The sequence below is a fragment of the Kineosporia mesophila genome (assembly GCF_021129235.1).
GTDB classification, from domain to species: domain Bacteria; phylum Actinomycetota; class Actinomycetes; order Actinomycetales; family Kineosporiaceae; genus Kineosporia; species Kineosporia mesophila.
The window spans coordinates 1-21,571 of the sequence record NZ_JAJOMA010000035.1 but is presented as its reverse complement, the minus strand read 5'-3'; the positions used below and the strand labels follow the sequence as shown (position 1 = coordinate 21,571).

Genomic DNA, 21,571 nt, shown 5'->3' with positions numbered 1-21,571 from the left:
CCATTACTGCTGGACGGGTCACTCGTCCGGCGTCAGTTCGACCCGCAGGATGCGGTCGTCCCCCGCCCGCGGCGGAGTACCGCCCCAGGTCGCTTCATCGGTGTTCGACGTGGTCAGCCAGAGCGCCCCGTCGGGGGCGACCTCGACCGTCCGGATCCGCCCGTACTCGCCGACCAGGTGCTCGATCGGGTCCGCGGTGGCTTTCGCCCCGTCCACCGGCAATTGCCACAGGCGCTGCCCACCCAGGGCCCCCGTCCACAAAGACCCTTGCGCGTAGGCGATGCCGGAGGGCGAGGCATCGTCGGGGTGCAGCACGAACAGCGGTGGCTCGCCCGCGTCCCCCTGAGTTCCCTCACTCTCCGGCCAGCCGTAATCCCGGCCGGGGAGAACGATATTCACCTCGTCCCAGGTCCGGTGGCCGAGTTCGGAGGCATAGACCGTGCCGTCCGGTCCGAAGGTGATGCCCTGGACGTTGCGGTGACCGCTGGAGTAGACGGGCGAGTTCGAGGGATTGTCCGCGGGCACGGAGCCGTCGGGGCGGATCCGCAGGATCTTCCCGTTGAGCGAGTCGTCGTCCGCGGCGTTCTCCGGCTCGAAGGCATCCCCCGTCCCGATCCACAGATTCCCGTCGGGGCCGAACCGGATGCGTCCACCGTGATGGCGATCGGCGGTCTCGATGCCGTCCAGAATCACCTGCGGACGTCCCAGGGACGCGTAGTCCTCCCCCACCCGCATCGCGACCACCCGGTTCGTGGGGGTCGACGACACGTACGCGTACAGCAGCCGGTCAGAGGCGAAGTCGGGGGACAGCGCGATCCCCAGCAGCCCTCCCTCCGAGCTCTTGACCACACCCGGCACCGCCCCCACCGGTTCGGGCGTGCCGCCGCCGGCCGGGATCCGCTGGATCCTCCCGTCGGCCCGCCCCGAGACCAGCGCCGATCCGTCGGGCAGGAAGTCCAGCCCCCAGGGCATGTCCAGATCGGTGACGATCTCGCTGACCTCCCCGAGCCGGGTTGCGCCGGCCCGGGGGGTCGGGGCGGAAATTGAGGACGAGGTTGAGGCTTCGGTGCATCCGCCCAGGAGGAGCAGGGCCAGCACACCGGGCAGAAACCGGGAGGCCCTCATCGACGACCTCCCGCGAAGTCCTGGGTGATCTGCTTGTACTCCAGGAAGTCGTCCAGACCGGCCAGACCGCCCAGACGCCCCGTGCCGCTGGCCTTCCATCCGCCTTCCTCGAACTCGACGGTCAGGTTGGCCCAGCTGTTGACCGAGATCAGCCCGGCCTCCAGCCGCCGGCTCAGGCGCACCGGCCGGTCCACGTCCCGGGTCCAGATACTGGCGCTCAGGCCGAATTCCGTGTCGTTCGCCAGGGCGACGGCCTCGTCCTCGGTCGCGAACACCTGGAGCACCTGGACCGGACCGAAAATTTCCTGCTGGACGATCGGCACGGCCGAGTCGTCCACCTCCAGGAGGGTGGGCCGGTAGAAAGAACCGGCCGAGCCGGGTTCTTCGACACCGGGCCCTCCCCGCAGCAGCACCCGGGCACCGCCCTCGACCGCCTCGTCCACCATCCGGTTCACCCGCCGGACGGCGGCCTGGTCGATCAGGGGTCCCATATCGCTGGCCGGGTCGGCCGCCGGCCCCGGACGCACCGCCCCGAGAGCCGCGACCAGACGCGTCCGCACCTCGTCCGCAATGCTTTCGTGCACCAGGACCCGGCTGCCGGTCATGCAGAACTGCCCGGCGAAGACGGTGCACGACTTGACGACGACCGGGATGGCCGCGTCCAGGTCGGCGTCGGGGAAGATCAGGTGAGGTGTCTTCCCGCCGAGTTCGAGACCGACCCGTTTCAGCTGTGATGCCGCCGCCTGAGCGATGTTCCGTCCGGTGGCGGTGCTGCCGGTGTAGCTGATCGCCTTCACGTCCGGGGCTTCGACCAGTCGGCGGGCGGCGACGGAACCGGTCTCGATCAGGATGTTCACCACGCCGGCCGGCAGTTCCGGCACGCTCGCGAGGAGGTCCATGACGATGGCGGCGGTCTGCGCGGCCTGGGCGGGCATCTTCACCACCACGGTGCATCCCGCGGCCAGGGCCGGGGCGATCGAGCGAACACTCAGGTAGGACGGGGAGTTCCAGGGGGTGATGACCCCGACCACACCGATCGGCTGGCGAATGGCCATCGACTGCACGCCCGGCGCCACGTCCGCGACCCGCCCCCGAGGATGAATGGCCAGACCGGCGGCCATCCGCAGGGCCCTCCCGATGTACGAGGTCTCGCGCAGGGCCTCGGCCTGCAGCTTGCCGTTCTCCCGGCAGAGGCTGGTGACGAGTTCCTCCCGCCGGTCCTCGAACCGGTCCGCCAGGTGACTCAGCACCTGCGACCGGAGCATGGGACTGTCGGGCCACGAGGAGGTTTCGAACGCGTTCTTCGCCGCGACGATAGCGGCCCCGACCTGCTCGGCCTCCACGTCGTGAAAGCTGCCGATGGTGGCGCCGGTGGCGGGATCGACGCTGGGGAGTATCACTCCGCCACCGACGTACTGGGCGCCGATCCAGTGCCGGACCGGTGGGACCTCATGGGTCTGATCTGTAGGTGACGGGAGCACAGATGGTTTCCAATCCATGGAGGCGTTTTCAGACAGAAAGGTCGGCCCGGTCCTGCTCCGTGAGCTGGATCCGGGCGGCGTCGAGGTTCTGGCGCAGATGACTGACCCGGGATGTGCCGGGTATCAGCAGGATCGACGACGAGCGGTGCAGCAACCAGGCCAGCGCGATCTGCTGGGCACCGACCCGATGACGCCGGGCCACCGCAGTGACCGCCGAGCCGTGGCCGGCCGGTGATCCGCCCAGCGGATAGAAGGGTGTGTAGGCGATGCCGTTCGCAGCGCACCAGTCGACGAGTGCCCCGTCCGCGCGGTTGCCGATGTTGAACAGGTTCTGCACGGTCACGACCGGGGCGATCGCGCGGGCCTGCTCCACCTGCGGGCGGGAGGCCCCGCTCAGCCCCAGATGACGGATCAGCCCGGCCTGCTGCAGGTCGGCCAGCACCGAGAACGCCTCCTCGATCGAGGAGTTCGGTGACCCGTGGGCCAGCCGCAGGTGCACCAGATCGAGAACGTCCAGGCGCAGCCGGCGAAGATTGTCCTCCACGCCCTGGCGCAGCTCCGCCGGACGCAACGCGGGAATCCAGCTACCCGAACGATCGCGGACCCGGCCGACCTTCGTGACCACGTGCAGGTGATCCGGGTAGGGGTGCAACGCCTGGGCCACGAGTTCGTTCACCGTGGCCGGGCCGTAGAAATCGCTGGTGTCGATGTGGGTGACGCCCAGGTCGACCGCGGTCCGCAGGACTGCGAGCGCCTCGGTCCGGTCCCGGGGCGGCCCGAAGGCGTTGGGGCCGGCCAGTTGCATGGCCCCGAAGCCCATCCGGGTCAGGCTCAGGCCGGGGGCGATCTGGAGGGCTTCAAGGTTCTGCGAGGACATGGAACCACCTCTCCCACTTAGATGGACTAGTGGTCCATATAAGAACACAGAAAAGGACGCCCCGTCCACATCATCGGCTGCCCTTGCTTAAGGACTATCTGTCCATTAAACTCAGGCGATTCCCGGGAAAAGGTGGAGCATGGTGCAGCACGAAGAGCGACCCGTTCCGGCAGTCCCGGAGCGGGTCCGCCGGGGTCGCGGACGCCGTCCCGCCGCCGAGGTCCGCGCCGGCGTGCTCGAGGCCGCCGGCCAGTTGCTGTTCGGTGAGGGCATCAAGGCAGTGACCTTCGACCGCGTCGCCGCGACCGCCGGTTCCAGCAAGATGACGCTGTACAAGTGGTGGCCCTCGGCCGGTTCCCTGGCCGCGGAGGCCTATTTCGCCCACAGCCAGCAGGTGCTGGAGTTCCCCGACACCGGCGACATCCGCGCCGACCTGACCCACCAGCTCACGTCGTTCGTCCGCTTGCTGACCCAGGAGGGCGGCGGCCCGATCATCGCCGAGCTGATCGGGGCCGCCCAGACCGATCCGGCGCTGGCGGAAGCCTTTTCCCGCAACTACTCGATCCCGCGCCGTGAACTGGCCGGCCAGGCTCTGGAACGCGCCCGCGAGCGCGGGCAACTGCGCGACGACCTGGACCTGGGCATTCTCGTGGATCAGCTCTGGGGCGCCTGCTACCAGCGGCTGCTGATCCCGGACGCCCCGCTGGACGAGGCGTTCGCCGTCGCCCTGGTGAACAACGCGCTCGACGGAGCCGGGGTACATCCAGGCGCACAGTCTCGATGACTGACCCGGCTCGCGCTTTTCCTCTCGGCAGACGTCGCGCCGGGCGAAGCCACCCCACCCTCACCCCGGCAGCAGGCGGCCACCGAGTTCCGACGCCAGAAGAACATCGATCGCGTCGTCGATGACCTGCTCCGCCTGCATGCGGCCGATACGCCGTGTCGCCAGAAGGGTCGCGGTGCCCTGCATCGTCGCGACGAACAGGAGCTTGAACCGTTCCGCGTCATCGGCGGCGCGACGCCCAGTGCCGTCCTGGACCAGCGCCTCGCCGAAAACCTGAAACAGACGCACCGCCGCATCGTGGATCGGCCCGGACGGCGCCTCCAGCTTCGCCGCGAACATGAGGTCCATCAGTGCGGCGTTCTCGAAGGCGAAATCCACATAGGCCCGCCCCACCAGCCGGGCTCGCTCCCTGAACGTACCCGGCGCACGCAGGGCGGCCCTGAGATTTTCGGTGAGCCGGTTGAAGCCCCGTTCGGCGAGGTCGTCCAGCAGCGCCTGGCGATCGATGAAGTGGCTTCGCGGCGCACCGTGGCTGACCCCGGCCCGTCGGGCCAGCTCCCGCAGAGACAGTCCGTCGACCCCGCTCTCGCGCAGCATCACCTCAGCCTGCTCCAGCAGCACTGCTCGCAGGTTGCCGTGGTGCAAGGGCTTGGACGCCATGGACCGATCCTAGCAACGACCTAGGCATTGACTAGATTCTAGACACTGCCTAGTCTGGCGAGCGGGAACGCAGTCCTCTCCCTTCTCACACGGCGACTCTCACACGGCGACCCCCTGGGCCGTGTCCGCATGACCACTCCGAGCGACAGGCCTCAGCCCATGAACCAGCAGAAGACCTTCCTGGTGTTCGGCGCCACCGGCCAGACCGGACAGCACTTCACCGCGCTCGCCCTGAAACAGGGCCACAAGGTCCGGGCCGTGGTTCGCAACGCCGGAAAATTGGCGATCACTCATCCGGATCTCGCCGTGCACCCGGGAGCCGTACCCGGCGTTGCGAACCTCGACGAACTGCTCCAGGACACCGACTTCGTGGTCTGCATGCTGGGCGATGCCCAGATGCAGAAACAGCAGAAGGTCAATACCGCCTTCGTGCACGAGCTGGTGCCGGCCATGCGCCGGGCGGGCGTGAGTCGGTTCCTCTACCAGGCCGGCGGCCTGAGTAAGCCTCCGGGCAGCAAACTCTCGCTGCCGTTCCGGATCATCAAAGGCACCGTGGCCCGCTCGTTCATCGGACAGCACGAAGACAACGAATCCGTCATGGAGTACCTGACGCACGAGGCCGGTGACATCGAATGGATGGTGCACCGTGCGGGCATCGGCTCGAACGGTCCGTCCAAAGGGACCCTGAAAAGGTCCAGCACGGCTTTCAGCATCGGCACGTTCGAAGACGTCGCCGCGTACAACCTGCATACCGTGATGGACCCCTCGGCCATCCACACCTGCGACCTGAGCACGTACCGCCAACCCTGACCGGAACCAGGTCGACCGGGTTCGCAGTCGTGGTGAGTCGCTCAGGTCGGGTGCGGCCGCAGATCCTTCGGTGGTGGTTCGTCCTCCGACCGGAGCCACCGGTGACGAGGACGCCGGGGTGGGACATGAGGGGGTTCTCGTTCGGGTCGGTCGGGGCGGCGGGCCCGGCGTCGATCCTGAGGTCGCCCCGGCGAGGGGCCCAATTCCCTGCCGACACTGGTAGTGGCAGGGACAGGCTGATCGGGCCGCGCGTGCCTACCGTGGAGGCATGAGCGACCAACCGAATCTGCTCGGGGAGTACCTACGGGCCCGCCGCGAGCTGGTCACCCCCGAGCAGGCGGGCATTCCGGTCATGGGCACCCGCCGGGTGCCCGGCCTGCGCCGTGAGGAGGTCGCCCTGCTGGCGGGCATCAGCGCCGAGTACTACCTGCGCCTGGAGCAGGGCCGCGACCGCAATCCCTCCGCGCAGGTGCTGGAGTCCATCGGCCGCGTGCTGCTGCTGGAGGACGACACCTATCTGCTCGGCCTCACGGCCATGGCCCCCCGGCGCCGACGGCGCCGTCCCCGCCGTGAGGTCGTGCCCGACAGTCTGGCCCGGTTCGTCACCGCTCTGCCGTTCCCGGCCTTCGTCGAGGGCCGCTACCTCGACGTGCTGGCGTCCAACCCGCTCGCCGTCGCCATCTCGCCGCGACTGCGCCCGGGCGGCAACCGACTGCGCGACCTCTTTCTCGACCCCGCCGAACAGGCGCTGTTCTCCAACTCCGAACGCGCGGGAAAGGCCCTGGTCGCCGGCTTCCGCACCTCCGTGGGCGAGAACGTCGACGACCCCCGCGTCGTCGAGCTCGTGGGCGAACTGTCGCTGTCCAGCGAGGCCTTCCGCCGGATCTGGGCCCGCCACGACACCGCCGACCGGCGGGGCGCGACCCTCACCCTGCACCACCCGCAGGTCGGTGACCTGCACGTGGACCGCGAGAAGCTGGCCGTCACCGGGACGGAAGGAATGATGCTGGTCGTCTACCACCCTCACCCCGACACCGACAGCGCCGAGAAGCTCTCCCTGCTGAGCTCACTGGCCGCCGCGCCGCCGATTCCGCAGCACCCCGGCGGTACGGTCAGGACATCGTCAGAACCGCTCTGACAGCCGCGCCGCCGGCGGTGCCGGCGCCGGGGACCAGCCCGAGCGGGATCATGGCGTCGGGCTCGGCCACCCCGGCCAAGGCGATCTGCGCCCCGAAGCCGGTGGCCGCCACGACGTTCGCGATGACGGCGGGACCCGCGACGGGGCCAGGGTTTGCCCGTAGTAACGGTTTCAGGCGACCAGGGCAATGGCTCCCTCGAGCGACAGTGCCTCGCCGTCCGTCCCCGCGCCGGTGTACCAGGTGTCGGGTGTGGTGACGCCGCCGTAGGTGCCGCGGACCTGAATGTTGTGCCGCAGCCGCTGCTCCTGCACGGTGTCACGCAGGGCCGTCGCCTGCCCGGTGTTCCCGGCCGCGGCCAGGACGACCGAAAAATTCTGCAACACGGCAAGAATATGGAAGACGTCCCCGGCCTCCCAGAACTCTCGCAGGGACCACCGCAGCAGGTCCAGCACCTGCGCGGACGATCCTTCTTCTTCCATCATCCCCTGGGCCAGCAGCATCCGGCCGAACGCCGCGCTCCAGCGTTCCCCGGCCTCGAGGGCGACGTCGGCCGTGGCCCCCAGGAGCGGGCGGGCGACATCGCACCGGCCGGTCATCGCGTCGGCGGCGACGCCGACCAGGTCACCCATGGCCTCGAGCCAGGGTGTTGCGGTCAGGCGGCCCAGCCGCCCGGCGTCCCTCGCCGCTTCCTGGGCCAGCGTCGCGTCACCGGAGGGGACCTCGGCCATGGACTGGATCAGCCGGGCCTCGCCGTAGGCGAGGGTGTCCCGGCAGCCGTCGGCCCCGGCGACGGCGGACGCGACCAGTTCGCGGGCCCGCGCCCCGTCACCGGCGTAGTACTCCAGTCCCCCGTGCGCCGCCAGGGCCCTGAGCCGGTCCTCGGGCAGGACACCGGAAGCCGACTCCAACGCCGCCGTGAGGATGGTGCGTCCTTCGTTGAGAAGACCCGACCGCCACCAGAAAGGCCCCAGAAGACCAGCGGTCCGCACGGCGTCACGTGGCGACACGACCAGGTCGTGAGCGAGGGCCGCGCGAATGTTGGGCAGTTCGCGGGTAAGGACGCGCATGGCATCCGGCCCGGAGTGGACACCGTTGCGCTCGACCAGTTCGCGCGCCCAGACCGCCTGGGCCGCCTGCGAGGTCATGGGGGATGCGTCGATCGAGCGGCAGTGGGCCCGGATCGGCTCGAGCATGCGGTAGCGCGTCACCTCGCCGGTCGTGTCGGCCGTGACGACCGACTGGGCGACCAGTGCGGCCAGCACGGCGTGCGAGCCGTCGGCCGCCTCGAGCGGGAACCCGCCTTCGTACGGCCACAGACGCAGCACCAAGGTGCGCTGCGCGGGCGTCAGCAGGTCGATGCTCCAGGCGATCGCCTCCCGCAGCGTCGGGTGCGGTGTCAGCGAACCGTCCGGTACGGCGGCCAGTACCGAGAAGTGGTCGTCGAGCAGCCGGTTCAGGTCTTTGAGGCTGAACGCGCGGACCTGCGCCGCCGCCAGCTCGATGGCCAGGGGGATCCCGTCCAGCGCGGTGGCGAGCGCGATCAGGGTGTCCTGGTCGCCCGGTTGGGGGTGCCAGGCGGGGATGGTGGCGCGGATGCGGTCTTCCAGCAGGGCCACGGCCTCGGGCAGGCGCAGCGGATCCAGCACGAGGGTACGCTCACCGTCCACGCCGAGGGGTTTGCGGCTGGTGGCCAGTACCCGGATGCCCGGCCCCAGGGTGAGGAGCTGGTCGACGAACCGGGGCACCGCGGTGAGGTGTTCGCAGTTGTCGAGCAGCAGCAGGCCGGTGTGGGCCCGCATCGCCGACAGCACCGAGGCGTCGTGGTCGAGCGTCGAGGTCGGCAGGCCGACCGCGGTCGCGACGGCGGCGTGCAGGTGACGGTTCTCGGTGACGTCGGCCAGCCGCACCAGCCAGGCCAGGTCGTGCTGGGCCGCCACCTCGATGGCGAGCCGGGTCTTGCCGACACCGGCCGGGCCGACGATCGTGGTCAGCCGCTCGGCCGCGATCAGCTGCTCCAGCAGAGCGCGTTCGCGGTCCCGGCCCAGGAACCTCGATCGAGGGCGGACCGGCCGGATGGCCTGGACCTCGCGCAGGCGTGGGTCCTGGCGGCGGATCTGCTGCTCCACGTGCAGCAGTTCCGGTCCGGGGTCGACCCCCAGGTCCTCGGCGAGCAGGGTCCGCACGCGCCGGGCGGCCTCCAGGGCGTCGGCCTGCCGGCCGGCCTGGTACAGGGCCTGGATGAGCAGCGACCAGCGATGTTCCCGGTAGGGCGCGGCACGGGTCAGGGCGTCCAGCTCCCCGGCCGCCCCGGCGGCGTCGCCGACCTGGAGGAGCGCGGCAGCGGCCTCTTCGGCAGTGGCCTCTCGCAGGGCGACCAGCCGGCTCCTCTCGATCTGCAGACCGACCGGCAGCCCGTCCCCCACCGTCAGGTCGGCGTAGGGCTCGCCCCGCCACAGGCGCGACGCCTCGGCAAAAGCTGCGACCGCCTCCCCCGGCCGTCCCTGCGCGGCGGACTGCCGGGCCCGGCCCACGATCTGCGTGAAGACGTCGGCATCGGTGGATCCGGCCGGCAACCAGAGCTGATACCCGCTGCCCGTGCGGCGCAGGCTCTGACGGTGCTCCTCGCCCAGCGCCCGCCGCAGCCGGGACGCCGCCACCTGCAAGGCCGAAGCCGGATGCTCCGGCCGGTTCCGGCCCCAGACCGCTTCTGTCAGGTCCTCGTCCGTCGCCGGCCGGCTACCGGCCGCGACGAGAGCGGCCAGGAACCGCCGGGCCACCGCACCGGTGGGTTGCACCGGGTGATCGCCGTGGCGGAGTTGAGTGACACCGAGCACTCCGATCGTCCACATCCCCGCAGATTACCGGCCGGTCGGGACCGTGAAAGGCCGGTGAAAGGTACGGCCCGGATCATCGGGACAGCCCTGTTGTGCCCCTGTACCGAGGAACGGAACCATCCATGCCCACCCCTGACGCGACCATGGCCGACAGCCGGGACATGATCGGCGCGCACGACCTGTTCCGCCACCAGTTCGGCGCGCTGCCCGCCCTCGTGCGGTCCGTGGCCGACGGCGACACCCGGCGGGCCTCGATCGTCTCCGGCCACGTCGTCCTGCTGGCCGATCTGCTGCATCACCACCACAGCAGCGAGGACGACCATGTCTGGCCCAAGCTGCACGACCGCTGCCCGGACGAGGTCCAGCCGCTGATCGGCACGATGGAGGCCCAGCACACCGCTCTCGATCAGCAGCTCCAGACCCTGCGTTCCCTCGCCGGAGGCTGGCAGTTCGCCGACGCGGCCACCCGTGAAGAGCTCGCCGCCTGCGCCGATCGGCTGGGACCGCTCCTGACCGAGCACCTGGCGCTGGAGGAACGCCAGGTCCTCTCCCTCATCGATCGCTACCTGACCGACCGGGAGTGGAAGGCATCGGTGGCCGCCTCGGCCGCGAAACTGCCTCTCACCATGGCGCCGACCGTGATCGGCATGATGCTCGACCAGGCCGACGAGGAGATGACCGAGATCATCCGGGCCGGGGTCCCCCCGCTGTTCTGGTTGCTGGTCAGGCCGCTGGCCACGCGCCGATACCGCTCCTACGCCCGGCGGGTCTACGGAACCGCTGCCTGACCCGTCTTTTCCCGCCATCACGGAAGTCATCACGAAGATCGACATCGGTCTTCCCCATCCGGTACGCGACGTGCACGCGCCCAGGTCATCCCCTCCTGGGCGGCCACCGCGGAGGCGGCCGGGTTCTCAGACCTGGCGACTGTCGGACAGCTGGCCTACCCCGGCGTGACGGACACCGTGGCGCTGGCTGCGGCCACCACCACGTCCATCGGCCTGGTGTCGCGCAACCCGCACCGCACGACCGGCGCCGCCATGTCATGGAGCTGACCGACGCGGGCCGGGCCGCCCTGAAGGCCGGACAGCAGGCGAACGCCGAGGCCGAACTGGCCCTGTTGTCCGGCCTCAGCCCGCAGCACACGCAGATCCGGCGCCGGGCGCTGCGCACGATCGTGCTCCCGCCCGCCGGCGCCGGGAAAGAGCCGGAGTAGGTTGTCCGGGGTGGACGTGCTCAGCGAAACCCTCAGCAGCATCCGGATCGGGCGCGCCCAGGCCTGTTCGGTGCGCCAGGCCGGCGCCTGGGGCTGGCGCTATCCTTCCTTCTCCGGCAGCGGATTTCACCTGGTGACCGCCGGCGAGGCCTGGCTCGTCACCCGCGGCGGACCTCCCCGCCACCTGAAGACCGGTGACGTCGTCTTCACCCCGGCCGGGGCCGAGCACGGGCTCAGTCACGCCCCGGCCGCCCTCACCGGCCTGCCGCGGGCCGTGCGGGAGGAAGACCTCCCGCAGCCGGACCCGGCCGACGTCGAATTCCTCTGCGGCGCCTACTGGCTCGACCACGGTCAGGTGTCCCCGCAGCTACGGTCCCTGCCCGACGTCATCGCCGTCACCCCCGACCACGCACGCAACCCGCAGCTTCGTCCCCTGCTGGACCTGATGCGCGCGCACCTGGCCGAGACCGGGCCGGGGACCGGGGTGACCCGCCCGGCCCTGCTCGACCTCATGCTCACCCACCTGCTGCGGCAGTGGCTGCAGGAGAACCCCGATCCCCTCGACGCGCCCATCGCCCGGGTGCTGAGCCGCATCCACGCGGCCCCGGACCACCCGTGGACGGTGCCGGACCTCAGTGCCATCGCCGGCCTGTCGAGAACAGCCTTCAGCGAGCGCTTCACCACCGTCACCGGGCAGCCACCCAAGCGTTACCTCACCGGCCGGCGGCTCGCCGACGCCGCCCGGCTGCTACGGGAGACCGATACCCCGTTGTCCGCCATCGCGCGGCGGGTGGGCTATTCCACGGAGTTCGCGCTCAGCAACGCTTTCCGCCGGGAGTACGGGATCGCTCCGGGACGGTTCCGGGCCGAGGCCGCGCTCAGCGCCGGGCCGTGATCACCCTCGCCCGGGCCGGGATCCGGTAGCTTCCGGACGGCGTGCGGTACTGCTTCAGGTCGTCGATCATCATCTGGCGCGCGGTCGCCAGCCCTTCGGCGCCCAGCCGGCCGAAGAGAGCCTTCAGCGGCCCGAATCCGGCGCCGAACTGCCACCAGGCCTCGAAGTCCGGGTACTCGGTGTCCCACCGCAGCCACGATCCCTCGACCTCGCGCAGCCCGGCGTCCTGGAGATACCCTTCGAGCGCTCCCGGCCGGGCCGAGTCCTCGAAGAGCTTCTCCAGGTCGGGCACGGTTCCCGGCGGCAGCACCCGCCTCAGCAGCGGGAGCCCGATCCCGGTGTACGGGCTGGAGGCCAGGTCGGTCCAGGTGACCATGCTCAGCGCTCCACCTGGCCGCAGGATGCGCGCCGCCTCCCGCGCCGAGGCACCGAAGTCGCCGGTTCCGGGGGTCAGCAGCCCCATCCGGGAGATGACCGCGTCCGCCCCGGCTTCGGGAAGGTCCAGCCCGGCCATGTCCATCCGGAGGAATTCGATCTTCAGTCCCTGCGCCGCGGCCTCGGCCCGCGCCTCCTCCAGAACGGAGGCATCCAGGTCGATCCCGGTGATCTGCAGATCCGGGCGGCGACCGGCCAGGGCCAGACCGAGCCCCCCGGTACCGCAGGCGATCTGGACGACACGCGCGCCCGACGGCAGATCCTGAACGGGGTCGAGCACCCGGTCGACGAGACCGTTCAGCAACCGCATGATGTTGATATTTGCCTTGCTCACAATGGTTCCCAACGCTGTGCGGTGACGACGTGGCCCATTCGAGCAGCAATCGGGAGGGCAGACCATACGCCGGTGACCGGCCGCCATACGCGCGCGACCGGCCCGGCGCCCAGCTGCACCCGATGCCCCCGGATCAGCCGGTGGCCTTGCTCGCGAACTCGGTGGTGTAGGTCTTGCCGAGGTCGACCGTGCCGGCCTTGCCCTTGACGTTGGGGTTGAACTGGCTGAGCACGGTGAGCACGTTCTGGGCGCCGTCGGGGTCCATCACGCCGGTCGCGGTGAACATGCCCTTGCTGGCGTCGATCGCGGCGGCGTAACTGGCCGCCCCGCCGGAACCGGAGGCGTACTCGCCCGGCATCTGCTGCGCGATCTCCTGCCCGCTGTGGGTGTTGATGAAGGCCAGGGTCTTCACCAGGGCGTTGGCCAGTTTCTGCACGGTCTGCGGGTTCTTCTCCACGTAGTCGCAGTCCATGTACAGCGAGCTGGCCGGATACAGACCGCCGAGCGCGGCGCGGGTCCCCTCCTCGGTGCGCATGTCGAGAAGGACGTCTCCCAGGCCCTTTTCCTTGATCTGCTGAGCGGTCGGGTCGGTCGTCATGCCGGCGTCGATGCCGCCGTTCTGCAGGGCCGCGATGAACGTGGCGCCCGCGCCGGCGGCCACCGTGGTGTATTCGTCGGTGGCCGCCCCGGCCTTGCCCGCCAGGTACTGGGTGAGGAAGTCGGTGGACGAACCCGGGCTGGTGATGCCGAGCTTCTTGCCCGCGAAGTCCTTCGCGCCGGTGATTCCCGCGTCCTTCCCGACGATCTCGACCTCCCCGGGAACGTTCGCGAACTGCACCACCGAACGGATGCACTTGCCCTTGGTCTGCAGATCGATCGTGTGGTCGTAGAACCCGACCACCCCGTCCACCTGCCCCGCCACCAAGGCGGTCTCGGCGTTCGCGCCCGAGGGCTGGCTCTGCAGCTTGACGGTCAGGCCCTGGTCCTTGAAATAGCCGAGGCGCTCGGTCAGTTCGGCCGGCAGATAGATCACCTTGTCGAGCCCGCCGACCATGATCGAGACCTCGGCCGGGTTGCCCGAGGCGGCCTTGGACTGGGTCTGGCAGGCGCTCACGGTCAGGCCGAGCGCGATCACAGCGGCCGCCGTCACCGCGCGTCGTTGCGTGGTCTTCATCGTCATCCTCGGGTTCTCGGGTCCAATGGTGGACGCGTCATTCGCACGGTGGTGGATCAGATACCGATGGCGCCGGCGGACTGGCTGGGTGGGCGCCAGCGCAGCAGCCGCCGTTCCAGGGCGCCGAGGATCACCTCGGCGAGCAGGGCCAGGGCGGTGGACAGGATCATGCCCGCGTAGATGCCGGCGGCGTCGAACGTTCCCTGGGCGGTGGAGATCAGCAGGCCGATGCCCTTGTCGGCACCGGCGTACTCACCGACGATCGCGCCGATCAGGGCGAACCCGAAGGCGGTGTGCAGGGACGCCAGGATCCAGCTGGTCGCGCTGGGCACGACGATCGAGGTGAGCACCTGGAAGCGGCTCGCGCCGAGGATGCGGGCGTTGTCGACGAAGGTGCGGTCGACCTCGCGGGCGCCCTGGAAGGCGTTGAAGAACACCGGGAAGAAGACCAGCACCAGGGCGGTGGCGATCTTCGACTCCATGCCCAGGCCGAACCAGATGATGAACAACGCGGCCAGCACGATGCGGGGCACGGCGTTGAGGGCCTGGATGAACGGGGAGAGCACCTCGGCCAGCAGCCGGGCCCGGCCGAACAAGATGCCCAGCACCACGCCGAGCACCGAACCGAGCGCGAAGCCGTAGATGGCCTCCTGGAGCGTGGCACTGAGGTTGACCCAGATCGAGCCCTTGGAGGTGCCGTCGGTGAACCACTCCCCCAGGCGCTGCGCGATCAGGGAGGGCTTGGAGTAGTAGAACGGGTCGATGTAGTACGTGGACAGCAGTTCCCAGCTGCCGAACACCACGATCAGCACGAGCACCCGCAGACCCCAGACGGTGGCACGGTGCCGGCGGCGGGCCGCGCGGACGGCGGCCAGGTCGTCGTGCTCACCGGCGGCCGCGGCGGGCACGGGGGTGGCGGTCTCAAGCGGCACGGGTCTGCCCCTTCCGCGCGATGTCGACCTCGGCCGACAGCGACGACCAGATCTCCCGGTAGATCTCGATGAACCCGGTGGTGGTGCGCAGGTCCTCGACCTCGCGCGGGCGGGTCAGGCGCACGTCGAAGGTGGCCTTCACCCGGGCCGGTGAGGCCGTCATCACCACCACCCGGTCGGCCAGCACGATGGCCTCCTCCAGATCGTGGGTGACGAACACGACCGCCGCCCCCGAACCGGCCCACAGCCGCAGCAGCTCCTGCTGCATCAGGGCCCGGGTCTGCACGTCGAGCGCCGAGAACGGCTCGTCCATCAGCAGAATGCTGGGCTCGTTGACCAGGGTCTGGGCCAGCGCCACCCGCTTGCGCATACCGCCGGACAGCTGGTGCATGTAGTAGTTCTCGAAGCCGTCCAGGCCGACGCGGGCGATCCAGTCCCGGGCCCGGCGCCGGGCCTCGTCCTTGCCCAGGCCCCGCCAGACGGGACCCGCGGCCACGTTCGCCAGCACACTGCGCCAGGGCAGCATGGCGTCGGACTGGAACATGTACCCGACACCGCCGGGGATGCCCTGGACCTGATCGCCGCCGACCGTGACCGTGCCCGCCGAGGGCGGCTGCAGGCCCGAAATCAGCGAGAGAGTCGTGGATTTGCCGCATCCGGTAGGGCCCACGACGGCGACGAACTCGCCCGCGCCGATGTCGAGGTCCACGTCACGGATCGCGGTGTGCAGGCCGCCGCGGCCGTTCGGGAAACGTTTCGTGGCCTGCCGTAACTGCACCAGTGGAGTCATCGGGATCTCGCCTTCGAGGATCGGTGACGTTTCCCGGCACGTTAGGTACCGGCCGGCCCTGGCGTCTGCGTTGCGGCCCTTACCCGCGCAACCCTCTTTGATCGGGTTGTGCGCATTGTGCGCACCGATGCTCCGCGTCTACGGTGACCCGATGGTTGCGACGAAGCAGCTTGGCCCCCGCACGCCACGGCCCGCCCGGCTGCCCTTCACCCGGCAGCTGCTCCTGCTGCAGGTGCTCCTTCTGGTGGTCGTCACCGGGCTGGGCTTCACCGTGGCGGCCTGGCAGGTGAATCACACGCTGCGCCAGCGGTTCACCGACCGGGCGCTGTTCGTGGCGGAGACCTTCGCCACCGAACCCTCACTCGCGGACGACGTCCTCGCCCGGCGCCAGCCGGCCGTGCAGGAGCGCGCCCGGCAGGCCCAGCGGGCCACCGGGGCGCTGTTCGTCGTGGTCACCGACCGCGACGGGATCCGCCTGGCGCACCCGAACCCGGCCGAGATCGGCCACCGGGTCAGCACCAGCCCCGACGCCGCCCTGCGCGGACACCACGTGACCAACATCGAACGCGGCACCCTGGGCCTGTCGGCCCGCGGCAAGGTGCCCCTGCGGGCGGGCGACGGGACGATCGTCGGCGAGGTCAGTGTGGGGTTCGACGCCCAGGAGATCACCCGGGCCCTGCAACGCCTGCTGCGCGACAGCATCCTGCTGCTCGGCCTCGGCCTGCTGGCCGGGATCGGCGGCAACCTGCTGCTCACCCGGTTGCTGAAACGCCGTATCTTCGGCCTGGAACCGGCCGACCTGGCCGAACTGGTGCGCGAGCGCGAGGCCGTGCTGTTCGGGGTCTCGGACGCGGTGACCGCCATCGACGTCGAGGGCACGGTGACCATGCTCAACGCCGAGGCGCAGCGCCTGCTGGGCTCCCGCGTGCGGATCGGCGAGCGCCTGGAGGACAGTGACCTGCCGCTGGCGGTGCGGCGGGCGATGACCGCGGCGGCACCCGGCCGGGACGTGGCCACGCTGGACGACCGTGCCCTGGTCGTCACCCGCCGCGACGTGCACCATGACGGCCGCACCCTGGGATCGGTGGTGACGATGGTGGACCGGACCGAGATGGAGAACCTGACCAGCGAACTGGAGGGGGTCCGGCTGATGACACAGGCCCTGCGCGCCCAGCGCCACGAGTTCGCCAACCGGATGCACACCGTGCGCGGCCTGCTGCACACCGCCGGGCCGGCGGATGCGCTGGAGTACCTGGACGCACTTGCCGAGGGGCCGGGGGTGGCAGTGGGGATGACCGAGGAGATGATCGCCCCGGCCAGCATCCGGGCGTTCCTGGCCGGCAAGACCGCCGAGGCCAGCGAGACCGGTGTCGCCCTGGTGCTGAGCGAGACCAGTTATGTGCCCCGCAAACTCACGGCGCCGGTCGAGGTGATCACCGTGCTCGGCAATCTGGTCAACAATGCGGTCGAGGCCGCACGGCGGGCCCGGCAGACCCGGCACCGTCCGGCCCGGGTCGAGGTCGATCTGCTCGTGGACGGGGAGGACCTGCTGATCAGCGTGGCGGACTCGGGCGACGGTGTGCCGGAGACCATGCGCCGCAGCATCTTCCAGGAGGGCTTCTCCACCCGTGGCCCGGAACGGGGCCTGGGGCTGCCCAATGCCCGTCGCACGGCCGAGTCCTTCGGCGGGAGCGTGGACCTGACCCACCCGGGTGGCGTGAGCGACCCGACCGTCTTCGTCGCCCGCATGCCGGGCGTGCTGCGTCCTGCGGTGACCGATGCGACCGCACCCGGCCACCTCGTCCATCATTCTGGAGAAACCCGATGACCCACACCGTGCTCATCGTCGAGGACGATTTTCGCGTGGCCGCCCTGCACGCGCGTTTCGTCGAGGAGGTCGAGGGGTTCTCGGTGGTGGGCACCGCGTTCACCGGCGCCGACGCGATCGAGCAGGCCCAGCGCCACCATCCCGACCTGGCGCTGGTCGACAACTACCTGCCCGACCGTCCCGGCACCGAGGTCGCCCGGGCCCTGACCTGTGACGTCATCATGGTCACGGCCGACTCCGCGGTGGCAACCGTGCGCGCCGCGCTGTCGGCCGGAGCCCTGAACTACCTGGTCAAGCCGTTCGCGGGCACTCAGTTGCAGCATCGCCTGGGCGCCTACGCGCGCTTCCGGCAGCTCCTGCCCGACACCGGCGACCCCCTTGGCCAGGCCGCCGTGGACCGGGCCTTCCTGGCCCTGCGCCAGGCCGACCAGGCCCCCGCCCCCAAGGGCCAGTCCCCGGTGACGGCCCGCCTCGTCGTCGAGCAGCTGCGCGCCGGGCGCCCGGCCATCACGGCCGCGAGTGTGGCTGATGCCCTGGGCATTTCGCGGGCGACGGCGCAGCGCTACCTGGCCGCCCTGACCCAGGAGGGGCAGGCCACGGTCTCCCTGCGTTACGGGGCCGCGGGGCGGCCGGAGCATCAGTACACCTGGGCGGGGTGAACCCTTGCCGGATGGATGTTCGCAGGAGGGTCCGGAGCACTGATCAGACGATTCAGCTCGGTTCGATACGGTTCTGTGCGCAGGAAATTCGCTCACCCAAGCGGCCGGCGCACCGCGAACAACGGTCTGGTCGGTGTGCAGAAGTATGGCGGGTTGTCGGGGTCGACCCTCCCGGAACATCGAGGCAGAGCAGAAAGAGAGACCGGCTGCGGGCACGTCCGGCCGCCTGCGTCCACGGCGACCCGATCCCTCTCCATCGGTGGGTGTGCCGGGATACCCACCCCCGATTGCGCGCCGACCGGCAGCGGATATACATGGAGAGGGTTACGACCTGGCCGGCCGAGTGGGATGGCAGCCACCGGAACAGATTCGTCCAGACAAGGGGAATCAGTTCTCGCGGGGACGTCCGTGGCACCCGGTACACCACCGGCACCGGCCGGCCCGTTCGAAAGGGATGAATCACATGAAAGCCGTTGTATATCACGATGCGTTCAAGGTCAGCGTTGACGACGTTCCGGACGCCACGATCGAGGAACCCACGGATGCGCTGATCCGGATCACCACGACGAACATCTGCGGTTCCGACCTGCACATGTACGAGGGGCGCACCTCGGTCGAGACCGGCAAGGTCCTCGGGCACGAGAACATGGGCGTCGTCGAGGAGGTCGGGCCCGGCGTCAGCCAGTTCAAGGCCGGAGACCGGGTGTCGGTACCGTTCAACATCGGCTGTGGTTCCTGCCGTAACTGCCTGACCGGCTGGTCGTCATTCTGCACCCGGATGAACCCGACCGAGGGCATGGACGGCGCCGCCTACGGTTACGCGAACATGGGCCCGTACGACGGCGGGCAGGCCGAGTACCTGCGCGTGCCGCACGCCGACTTCAATCTGCTGCGGCTGCCGTCGGGCACCGAACACGAGAACGATTTCACCATGCTCTCGGACATCTTTCCCACCGGCTGGCACGGGGTCGAGCTGTCCGGCATGCAGCCCGGCGACCGGGTGGCCGTGTTCGGCGCCGGTCCGGTCGGCCTGATGGCCGCCCACAGCGCGATCCTGCGGGGCGCGTCCGAGGTGTTCGTGGTCGACCAGCAGAAGGACCGGCTCGACCTGGTCCGCGAGATCGGCGCCGTACCCATTGATTTCAGCGCCGGTGACCCGGTCGAACAGATTACGGAGGCGACCGGTGGCACCGGCGTCGACCGTGGGGTCGAGGCCGTCGGCTACCAGGCCCATGACCACAGCGGCGAGGAGCACCCGGAGCTGGTGCTGGACAACCTTGTCCAGGTCGTCCGCTCCACCGGCGGTATCGGCGTCGTCGGCGTGTACATGCCCGAAGACGCGGGTGCCAGGAGCGACGCGGCGAAGGAGGGCCGGATCGGATTCCAGTACGGCACCTTCTTCACCAAGGGTCAGTCGATGGGCACCGGGCAGGCGCCGGTCAAGCGGTACAACCGGCAGTTGCGCGACCTGATCATCGCCGGCCGGGCCCGGCCGGGGTTCATCGTCAGCCACGAGCTCGACCTCACCGACGCGGCCGAGGGTTACGACCGCTTCGACAAGCGCGAGGACGGCTGGACCAAGGTTCTCCTGCACCCGGTCCGCTGACTCTCCCTTCGCTCCGGCCCTGCTTCCGAAGCCTTCGGAAGCAGGGCCGGAGCGGTGTTCTGCGCCCCTCGTTCCGTGAAATCTGAAAACTGTGGTTCGACATGTCTGGATGCCTGCTCCTGATGACCGGTTCCGCAACACGTTCCGCGTCGTGGATTCAGCAGGCCGTTCCTGACTGCGGCACCTTCCGGCCAACCGCCCCGGCTCACTGACGGTTCGTCCCTCCCGGGCCTGCCCTGCCTGGCCCTGACCCTGACCCGACACCGACCGGCGGCACCGACGAGACCCCTCCACGCTGGTCTCGGTGTGGGTTGCGACCAGACCTTGAGTGGACAGGTTATGTACATGTACTGTCATGGACGTGCCCAGCTCAACGAAGCGCCACCTCGTGGCCGAAACCTTGCGTGCGGAAATCACCGCCGGCCGGCATGCGCCCGGCGAGCGCCTGCCCGGCGAGCACGAACTCGCGCAGCGCTTCGCCGTCAGTCGCGGCACCGTGCGCGCGGCCCTGGCCGAACTGGCCGACCAGGACTACATCGACACCCGCGGCGGCATCGGTTCCGTCGTCACCTTCGACGGCGCGGTTCTGGATCCCCGCTCGGGGTGGGCACGATCCATCGACGCCGTCGGCGTCGAGGTCCGTACCCGTGTGCTGCGCATCGCCACCGTCGTTGACGAGGTGCTGGCCGCCGAGATCGGCTCTGCCGTCACCGCCTTCGTCGCCATCGACCGGATGCGGCTGGCCGACGACGTCGCGATCTCCCTGGAACGCAGTCGTGTCCCCCTCACTGGAGCCCTCCGCCGGGTGCTGACCGACGGCCTGGTCGACGACTCGATCACCGCCACCCTGGACGGCGCCGGGCTCGTGCCGGCCCGGGCCGAGCAGTGGGTGGACGTTGTGCCGCTCGACACCGCAGACGCGGAACGGCTGGGACGGCCGCCCGGCACACCCTTCCTGCATTCGCGGCGCGTGTCCCACACCGCGACCGGCGACTTCGTCGAGAACGTCGAAAGTCTCCTGGCTCCCGAACGATTCCGTCTTCACATGCGCTTCGGTGGGGCGCAGTGACCGCCCTGGCCGAGCACGCGATCGCCTCCCTGACCGGCCTGGCCCTCGGCGACGCCCTGGGCATGCCCACCCAGTCCATGTCACCGGCCGCGATCGCCGAGGACTACGGCGTCATCAGCGGCCTGATCGATGCCGGGCCCCGACAACGCATCGCCGCCGGCATGTCCGCGGGCAGCATCACCGATGACACCGAGCAAGCGGTCCTGGTGGCCGAACTGCTCATCCGGGGCCAGGGCCGGATCGACCCCGGCCTTTTCGCCCACGCCCTCCTGGAATGGGAACGACGGATGGCGGCCAAGGGATCGCTCGACCTGCTCGGCCCGAGCACCAAGATGGCGGTCCAGCGCATCCTCGACGGAGTGCCGGTCGAGGAGGCCGGTTCCGGCGGCACCACGAACGGCGCCGCGATGCGGATCGCGCCGGTGGGGATCGCCTTCCGGCACCAGAATCTGGACGTCTTCGTCGATGCCGTGCACGACGCGTGCCGTCTCACCCATGACACCGGACTGGGTGTGGCCGGGGCCGCCGCGGTCGCCGCCGCGGTCAGCGCCGGCCTCGACGGATCACCTCGTAGCGAGGCTCTTGACCGTGCCTGCGCCGCCGCCGAGATCGGCGCCCGGCGCGGGCACTGGATCGCCGGCGCCGACATCGCCGCCCGGCTGCGCTGGATCAGGGGGCTCCTGCCCGAACTCACCCCGCCAGAACAGCTTCGGACCATTCGCGATGTGGTGGGCACCTCGGTCGCCTCGCAGGAATCCGTCGTCGCCGCCCTGGCCCTGGTGGCACTCGACCACGATCCCTACCCGACCCTCTGCCTGGCGGCCGGGCTCGGCGGGGACACCGACACGGTCGCCGCCATGGCCGGGGCCGTGCTGGGCGCCGTCCACGGAGCCCAGGCCTGGCCCCCGGACGCCGTTCTCCAC

General features: G+C 70.1%; 20 protein-coding genes. 11 read left to right on the top strand and 9 right to left on the bottom strand.

Annotation, left to right across the window (positions count from 1 at the left end):
• Positions 1 to 18: 18 nt before the first annotated feature.
• The 3 genes from LR393_RS32060 to LR393_RS32050 all read right to left on the bottom strand — a co-directional run bounded on the left by LR393_RS32060 (position 19) and on the right by LR393_RS32050 (position 3,483).
• Complete coding sequence (locus tag LR393_RS32060) at positions 19 to 1,125, bottom strand: PQQ-dependent sugar dehydrogenase (protein WP_231488959.1); 1,107 nt, start codon at positions 1,123 to 1,125, stop codon at positions 19 to 21.
• Complete coding sequence (locus tag LR393_RS32055; protein ID WP_231488958.1) at positions 1,122 to 2,525, bottom strand: aldehyde dehydrogenase family protein; 1,404 nt, start codon at positions 2,523 to 2,525, stop codon at positions 1,122 to 1,124. The genes LR393_RS32060 and LR393_RS32055 overlap by 4 nt, the downstream gene beginning before the upstream one ends.
• 109 nt (positions 2,526 to 2,634) lie before the next feature.
• Positions 2,635 to 3,483 carry an oxidoreductase gene (locus LR393_RS32050; RefSeq protein ID WP_231488957.1) on the bottom strand — a complete coding sequence of 283 codons (849 nt, stop codon included), beginning with the start codon at positions 3,481 to 3,483 and terminating at the stop codon, positions 2,635 to 2,637.
• A gap of 139 nt (positions 3,484 to 3,622) precedes the next feature.
• On the opposite strand from LR393_RS32050, the gene LR393_RS32045 reads away from it, so the two are divergent.
• Entirely contained in the window at positions 3,623 to 4,267 is a 645-nt protein-coding gene (locus tag LR393_RS32045; protein ID WP_231488956.1) for a TetR/AcrR family transcriptional regulator, read from the top strand.
• Between the two features lie 60 nt (positions 4,268 to 4,327).
• Here the strand turns inward: LR393_RS32045 and LR393_RS32040 are convergent, their stop codons facing one another.
• On the bottom strand, positions 4,328 to 4,927 hold the full coding sequence (locus tag LR393_RS32040; RefSeq protein ID WP_231488955.1) for a TetR/AcrR family transcriptional regulator: 600 nt from the start codon (positions 4,925 to 4,927) through the stop codon (positions 4,328 to 4,330).
• A gap of 159 nt (positions 4,928 to 5,086) precedes the next feature.
• Here LR393_RS32040 and LR393_RS32035 point away from each other — a divergent pair, with 159 nt between their 5' ends.
• Both LR393_RS32035 and LR393_RS32030 read left to right on the top strand, forming a co-directional pair.
• On the top strand, positions 5,087 to 5,737 hold the full coding sequence (locus LR393_RS32035) for an NAD(P)-dependent oxidoreductase (RefSeq protein ID WP_231488954.1): 651 nt from the start codon (positions 5,087 to 5,089) through the stop codon (positions 5,735 to 5,737).
• Between the two features lie 268 nt (positions 5,738 to 6,005).
• Positions 6,006 to 6,875 (top strand): helix-turn-helix domain-containing protein, encoded by an 870-nt coding sequence (locus LR393_RS32030; protein WP_231488953.1) that lies wholly within the window; start codon positions 6,006 to 6,008, stop codon positions 6,873 to 6,875.
• A gap of 171 nt (positions 6,876 to 7,046) precedes the next feature.
• Here LR393_RS32030 and LR393_RS32025 read toward each other — a convergent pair whose 3' ends face one another.
• On the bottom strand, positions 7,047 to 9,725 hold the full coding sequence (locus LR393_RS32025; protein WP_231488952.1) for a BTAD domain-containing putative transcriptional regulator: 2,679 nt from the start codon (positions 9,723 to 9,725) through the stop codon (positions 7,047 to 7,049).
• Positions 9,726 to 9,832: 107 nt separating this feature from the next.
• Here LR393_RS32025 and LR393_RS32020 point away from each other — a divergent pair, with 107 nt between their 5' ends.
• From LR393_RS32020 to LR393_RS32010, 3 genes are all read left to right on the top strand, one after another.
• On the top strand, positions 9,833 to 10,498 hold the full coding sequence (locus LR393_RS32020; protein WP_231488951.1) for a hemerythrin domain-containing protein: 666 nt from the start codon (positions 9,833 to 9,835) through the stop codon (positions 10,496 to 10,498).
• A gap of 257 nt (positions 10,499 to 10,755) precedes the next feature.
• Positions 10,756 to 10,926 carry a hypothetical protein gene (locus LR393_RS32015; RefSeq protein WP_231488950.1) on the top strand — a complete coding sequence of 57 codons (171 nt, stop codon included), beginning with the start codon at positions 10,756 to 10,758 and terminating at the stop codon, positions 10,924 to 10,926.
• A 10-nt stretch (positions 10,927 to 10,936) separates the two neighbouring features.
• Complete coding sequence (locus LR393_RS32010; protein WP_231488949.1) at positions 10,937 to 11,821, top strand: AraC family transcriptional regulator; 885 nt, start codon at positions 10,937 to 10,939, stop codon at positions 11,819 to 11,821.
• Here LR393_RS32010 and LR393_RS32005 read toward each other — a convergent pair.
• The 4 genes from LR393_RS32005 to LR393_RS31990 form a co-directional block, all read right to left on the bottom strand.
• Positions 11,805 to 12,590 carry a class I SAM-dependent methyltransferase gene (locus LR393_RS32005; protein ID WP_231488948.1) on the bottom strand — a complete coding sequence of 262 codons (786 nt, stop codon included), beginning with the start codon at positions 12,588 to 12,590 and terminating at the stop codon, positions 11,805 to 11,807. The two genes, LR393_RS32010 and LR393_RS32005, sit on opposite strands and share 17 nt — an antisense overlap.
• Positions 12,591 to 12,723: 133 nt before the next feature.
• Positions 12,724 to 13,770 carry an ABC transporter substrate-binding protein gene (locus tag LR393_RS32000; RefSeq protein ID WP_231488947.1) on the bottom strand — a complete coding sequence of 349 codons (1,047 nt, stop codon included), beginning with the start codon at positions 13,768 to 13,770 and terminating at the stop codon, positions 12,724 to 12,726.
• A 50-nt stretch (positions 13,771 to 13,820) separates the two neighbouring features.
• Complete coding sequence (locus LR393_RS36780; RefSeq protein ID WP_231488946.1) at positions 13,821 to 14,696, bottom strand: ABC transporter permease; 876 nt, start codon at positions 14,694 to 14,696, stop codon at positions 13,821 to 13,823.
• Positions 14,686 to 15,486 carry an ABC transporter ATP-binding protein gene (locus LR393_RS31990; protein ID WP_231488945.1) on the bottom strand — a complete coding sequence of 267 codons (801 nt, stop codon included), beginning with the start codon at positions 15,484 to 15,486 and terminating at the stop codon, positions 14,686 to 14,688. Before LR393_RS31990 ends, LR393_RS36780 begins: the two co-directional genes overlap by 11 nt.
• A 151-nt stretch (positions 15,487 to 15,637) precedes the next feature.
• Here LR393_RS31990 and LR393_RS31985 point away from each other — a divergent pair, with 151 nt between their 5' ends.
• The 5 genes from LR393_RS31985 to LR393_RS31965 all read left to right on the top strand — a co-directional run.
• A complete protein-coding gene (locus tag LR393_RS31985; protein ID WP_231488944.1) occupies positions 15,638 to 17,314 on the top strand; it encodes an ATP-binding protein in 1,677 nt (558 codons plus the stop codon).
• Complete coding sequence (locus tag LR393_RS31980) at positions 17,311 to 17,973, top strand: response regulator (RefSeq protein ID WP_231488943.1); 663 nt, start codon at positions 17,311 to 17,313, stop codon at positions 17,971 to 17,973. The genes LR393_RS31985 and LR393_RS31980 overlap by 4 nt, the downstream gene beginning before the upstream one ends.
• Before the next feature lie 463 nt (positions 17,974 to 18,436).
• A complete protein-coding gene (locus LR393_RS31975; protein ID WP_231488942.1) occupies positions 18,437 to 19,579 on the top strand; it encodes a glutathione-independent formaldehyde dehydrogenase in 1,143 nt (380 codons plus the stop codon).
• A gap of 361 nt (positions 19,580 to 19,940) precedes the next feature.
• On the top strand, positions 19,941 to 20,648 hold the full coding sequence (locus LR393_RS31970) for a GntR family transcriptional regulator (protein ID WP_231488941.1): 708 nt from the start codon (positions 19,941 to 19,943) through the stop codon (positions 20,646 to 20,648).
• Positions 20,645 to 21,571 (top strand): ADP-ribosylglycohydrolase family protein (locus LR393_RS31965; RefSeq protein WP_231488940.1); only part of this gene is annotated, 927 nt, incomplete at its 3' end. The genes LR393_RS31970 and LR393_RS31965, both read left to right, overlap by 4 nt.

Bases quoted from the DNA above. Each gene is read 5' to 3' on its own strand.
- LR393_RS32060 (WP_231488959.1), bottom strand. From the start codon at position 1,125: ATGAGGGCCTCCCGGTTTCTGCCCGGTGTGCTGGCCCTGCTCCTCCTG.
- LR393_RS32050 (WP_231488957.1), bottom strand. From the start codon at position 3,483: ATGTCCTCGCAGAACCTTGAAGCCCTCCAGATCGCCCCCGGCCTGAGC.
- LR393_RS32045 (WP_231488956.1), top strand. From the start codon at position 3,623: ATGGTGCAGCACGAAGAGCGACCCGTTCCGGCAGTCCCGGAGCGGGTC.
- LR393_RS32040 (WP_231488955.1), bottom strand. From the start codon at position 4,927: ATGGCGTCCAAGCCCTTGCACCACGGCAACCTGCGAGCAGTGCTGCTG.
- LR393_RS32035 (WP_231488954.1), top strand. From the start codon at position 5,087: ATGAACCAGCAGAAGACCTTCCTGGTGTTCGGCGCCACCGGCCAGACC.
- LR393_RS32030 (WP_231488953.1), top strand. From the start codon at position 6,006: ATGAGCGACCAACCGAATCTGCTCGGGGAGTACCTACGGGCCCGCCGC.
- LR393_RS32025 (WP_231488952.1), bottom strand. From the start codon at position 9,725: ATGTGGACGATCGGAGTGCTCGGTGTCACTCAACTCCGCCACGGCGAT.
- LR393_RS32020 (WP_231488951.1), top strand. From the start codon at position 9,833: ATGCCCACCCCTGACGCGACCATGGCCGACAGCCGGGACATGATCGGC.
- LR393_RS32015 (WP_231488950.1), top strand. From the start codon at position 10,756: ATGGAGCTGACCGACGCGGGCCGGGCCGCCCTGAAGGCCGGACAGCAG.
- LR393_RS32000 (WP_231488947.1), bottom strand. From the start codon at position 13,770: ATGACGATGAAGACCACGCAACGACGCGCGGTGACGGCGGCCGCTGTG.
- LR393_RS31990 (WP_231488945.1), bottom strand. From the start codon at position 15,486: ATGACTCCACTGGTGCAGTTACGGCAGGCCACGAAACGTTTCCCGAAC.
- LR393_RS31985 (WP_231488944.1), top strand. From the start codon at position 15,638: ATGGTTGCGACGAAGCAGCTTGGCCCCCGCACGCCACGGCCCGCCCGG.
- LR393_RS31980 (WP_231488943.1), top strand. From the start codon at position 17,311: ATGACCCACACCGTGCTCATCGTCGAGGACGATTTTCGCGTGGCCGCC.
- LR393_RS31975 (WP_231488942.1), top strand. From the start codon at position 18,437: ATGAAAGCCGTTGTATATCACGATGCGTTCAAGGTCAGCGTTGACGAC.